Source organism: Anaerotignum sp. (assembly GCF_031981185.1).
Classification (GTDB): domain Bacteria; phylum Bacillota; class Clostridia; order Lachnospirales; family Anaerotignaceae; genus Chakrabartyella.
Map to the genome: position 1 here is coordinate 20645 of NZ_DALYUL010000001.1, position 3812 is coordinate 24456.

A 3812-nucleotide genomic window follows, 5' to 3' on the forward strand; every position below is an offset into this window, starting at 1 on the left:
ACGTAGGGAGGTATCTCTAACCTCTCTTGCTTTTTCGCCGAAAATAGCACGAAGGAGTCTTTCTTCTGCTGTCAGCTCTGTTTCACCCTTGGGTGTAACCTTACCAACCAAAATATCGTTGGGGCGAACCTCAGCACCAATACGAACGATACCTCTTTCATCCAAATCTTTCAGAGCATCATCGCCAACGTTGGGAATATCTCTTGTGATTTCTTCAGGTCCCAGCTTGGTATCTCTAGCGTCAGCTTCAAATTCACTGATATGAACAGAAGTATAAACGTCCTCCTGAACCAATCTTTCGCTGAGCAAAACAGCATCCTCGTAATTGTAACCTTCCCAAGTCATAAACCCGATGAGAGGGTTTTTACCCAACGCCAACTCACCCTGACATGTGGATGCACCATCGGCAATAATCATGCCGGGTTCTACCCTGTCACCCACATTAATAATGGGTTTCTGGTTTAAGCAAGTGCTCTGGTTACTTCTTTGATATTTAACCATTTTATATCTATCTCTCTGAGATGCATCGTTGCGTACAACGATTTCATCTGCGGAGATTCTTTCAACTACACCACCATTTTTGGCAATGACGCAGATACCGGAGTCTTTTGCGGTTTTATATTCCATACCAGTACCAACAATAGGTGAATCTGTTACCATCAGAGGTACAGCCTGACGCTGCATGTTGGATCCCATCAGCGCACGGTTCGCATCGTCATTTTCCAAGAAAGGAATCAAAGCTGTGGCAACAGAAACCATCTGCTTGGGGGAAACGTCCATCAAGTGAATTTGGTTCTGGTCAACCTCGATAATTTCCTCTTTGTGACGACCGGTTACTTTTTTATGCACAAAATGGCCCACTTCATCCAAAGGCTCATTTGCCTGTGCAACGTTATAGTTTTCTTCCTCATCAGCAGTTACATAGATAAATTCCTCTGTAACACGAGGTTCATCTCCACTGTTGTCCACCTTTCTATAAGGTGCTTCAATAAAACCATATTCATTGATTCTTGCAAAAGTAGCAAGGGTATTAATCAAACCAATGTTAGGGCCTTCTGGCGTCTCAATGGGGCACATTCTACCATAATGAGAATGGTGAACGTCTCGAACCTCAAAGCCCGCTCTTTCTCTTGACAAACCACCGGGTCCTAAGGCGGATAAACGACGCTTATGTGTTAATTCGGAAAGAGGGTTATTCTGATCCATAAACTGCGATAACTGAGAGCTACCGAAGAACTCTTTAATGGCAGCTGTTACAGGACGAACGTTTACCAGTGCCTGAGGTGTAACCACAGCTAAATCCTGGGTTGTCATTCTTTCCCTTACCACTCTCTCCATTCTGGAAAGGCCGATACGGAATTGGTTTTGCAGTAATTCGCCAACGGAGCGAATACGTCTGTTACCCAAGTGGTCAATGTCATCCACATTTCCATATGCATAATCCAAATGTAAAACATAGTTAATAGACGCAAAAATATCCTCCAATGTAATATGCTTTGGAATCAATTCATGAATGTTTTCTTTAATAGCAGCCGCAACTTCCTCTGGGCTCTGGTATTCTTCCAGAATGCGCATCAATAATGGATAGTATACCATTTCTCTGATGCCCAAGTCCTCTGCTTTTAAACCAAACTCTTCAATGTAGCCATCAATTTCAACAGCCTGGTTGCTCAAAACCTTCAGCGTTCTGTCCTCAACTTCAAGGTATACACTACGAACGCCTGTATTCTGAATTTCTTCACACATCTCCATTGTCAAAATGGTACCTGCCTCAGCAACCACTTCACCCGTCATAGGGTCAACAACATTTTGTGCAAGCTTTGCACCACGAATACGGTTTTTCAAAGCCAATTTTTTATTGAATTTGTATCGACCAACCTTCGCCAAATCATAGCGTTTGGGATCAAAAAACATACCATCCAACAAGGATTTGGAGCTTTCTACGGTAGGAGGCTCACCGGGACGGAGTTTTTTATAGATTTCAATTAAGCCTTCTTCATGGCTTTTGGAAATATCTTTTTCCAAAGTAGCCAACATCTTAGGCTCTTCACCGAACATTTCAAGAATTTCAGCATCTGTACCAAGACCCATTGCACGAATTAAAACACTAACGGGAACCTTTCTGGTACGATCCACACGAACATAAAAAACATCATTGGAATCTGTTTCATATTCCAGCCACGCACCTCTATTGGGAATTACAGTGGCAGAGATCAGCTTTTTGCCGACCTTATCATAATCAGAAGCATAGTAAATGCCGGGAGAACGAACAAGCTGGCTAACAATAACACGTTCCGCACCATTAATAATAAAGGTGCCGGTTTCTGTCATCAAAGGGAAATCCCCCATAAAAATTTCCTGTTCCTTTAATTCATCCATTTCTCTATTGTAAAGTCTGGCCTTCACCTTAAGGGCTGCCGCAAAGGTTGCATCCCGCTCTTTACATTCTTCAATGGAGAATTTAGGTTCGGAATCCAGTGAAAAATCAATGAATTCCAATACAAGATTGCCGCTAAAGTCTGTAATTGGAGAAACATCCTCAAATACTTCCTTCAGCCCCTCACTTAAAAACCACTGGTAGCTGTTTTTCTGCACTTCAATCAAATTGGGCATTTCCAAAACCTCATTGATTCTGGAATAGCTCAATCTGGTTGTGTCGCCCAAACGGAGTGCATGAATTCTGTTTTTTTCCATCTTGTCACCTCTCGAAATAATGATTGCATCGACATAAACACCGCTTCCATATAAGCAAGCGAAAAAGGGTTATCCCCCTGTCTGGACACAAAAAATTTAGAACTGCTTAAACAAAGCTAGACCTTTGCCTGCTCCGCCTTTGATCAGCGGCCATGACAAAAGCCTCTTTCTTTAAGAAATTCTAATCCTTACCATTGAGTATTAGGCCTAAAAAAGCCTCACCCTCGTATATATTGAACAAAAAACAACCCCCCATAAATCATAAAACAGTTTAGTTTACCCAGTAAAATAGGCAAATTCAACCAAAAATCAATCGGATACCAAAAATCTGTTGAACTTTAATTTCCATTGTGTTATACTGCTTTTAAGTTGGGACATTGTCCGTGTTCGCCAATGTGTGAAACATTTTACCATTTTTGCGGCTTGCTGTCAAGCCCTTTTTTTATAGGCTTTTTCAAGGATTTTCTGCTTTTTATCACCCTCCTAACCCCTGAGCGTTTTTCCATTCCAATTTCCCTTCGATTTTTCTGTCAAACTAACTCAAAATTTGAATTCGCACAATTTATAGAGTTAAAATAAACAAATATTTGTTTATAATTTTCTTTTCCTTTCCTTTAAAAAAGATCAATTTTGTGAGAAAATATTGTACTTTTTTTAATACATATGTTTTTTCCCTAACATATTCTTATCTTTTATTGCAAAAAGTTGTAAAACCCTATATAGTTTTCAATGAGGTGAATGATTGTGACCAAAGAAAATTATCAGCATATATTAGAAAAGACATTAAAACAATTAGAGCAGTCTGAGAGAAGACCAAGACTATTACTGCATAGCTGTTGTGGACCATGTTCCTCATACGTCTTAGAATATCTAACTACCTATTTCGATATAACCATCTTTTATTACAACCCCAATATTGCTCCTTTTGAAGAGTTCACATTCCGCGCTGAAGAACAACAGAAATTATTAAAAGAGATGGCCTTAGCCTCTCCTGTTTCCTTTTTATTAGGAAGCTACGACTCTGCGTCTTTCTTCTCCTTGGCGAAGGGACATGAAACTGAACCCGAAGGGGGCCCTCGCTGTAAAGCATGCTACCAACTTCGACTGCGCAAAACCGC

At 40.6% G+C, this 3812-nt stretch carries 2 protein-coding genes; one reads left to right on the forward strand and one right to left on the reverse strand.

The window, feature by feature from the left end; genetic code table 11:
- Positions 1-2694, reverse strand: a 2694-nt coding sequence (rpoB, locus tag RTK36_RS00080; RefSeq protein WP_312043070.1) for a DNA-directed RNA polymerase subunit beta, incomplete at its 3' end; no start/stop codon positions are given.
- Between the two features lie 738 nt (positions 2695-3432).
- On the opposite strand from rpoB, the gene RTK36_RS00085 reads away from it, so the two are divergent.
- The coding region (locus tag RTK36_RS00085) for an epoxyqueuosine reductase QueH (protein ID WP_312043401.1) at positions 3433-3812 on the forward strand (380 nt) is incomplete at its 3' end.